Raw genomic sequence first — 553 nt, 5'->3', positions numbered from 1 at the left:
CTGGCTTTGCTTCTATATCCACAGCTCTTAACGCTTCAACAGCAACAGCCGAATATTCATCTAAATCTCACAGCGGCTCCAAACCACCTAATATTGAGCGACATTAAGAACGAGCATGTCGATCAGGGAATCGTGACAGACATCCCTAACGAAAGTTTTTTTGAATTCGAAAAGCTAGGCCAAGAGGAGCTGTGCTTGGTACTCCCCAAAAAAACAAACATCAAGCAAAGCTGGAAGCAACTGCTCTTAGACTCCGGACTAATATCTCACCCAGATGCAGAACATTATTTGTCGCTGTATTTTCGAAAATGTGAAGAGCCAGAACTAAAGCAATTGGACATCGCTAAAATCCCCGTCGTCGGATCAATCAACCAAATCAGCCAAATCCTAGAACCCTTAACTCGCGGTATTGGCTTCACAGTGCTGCCTAAAAGCGCCATCGACAGTTTTCATAGCCCAGAATTACTGCAAGTTTTAAAGCCGAAACAAGCCGTGAAGGAAAACCTATATTTGATTAGAAAGAAAAATAGAGAGTTACCTAAAAGATGTGATG

Annotated in this window: 1 protein-coding gene; it reads left to right on the top strand. The window is 42.5% G+C overall.

Annotated elements, in window-relative coordinates; translation table 11 throughout:
• Positions 1 to 553 (top strand): substrate-binding domain-containing protein (locus A3738_RS26220; protein ID WP_197474053.1); only part of this gene is annotated, 553 nt, incomplete at both ends.

The sequence above is a fragment of the Oleiphilus sp. HI0066 genome, assembly GCF_001635725.1.
Note: the sequence above shows the minus strand (reverse complement) of the source record. Positions and strands in the feature narration are given on the sequence as shown.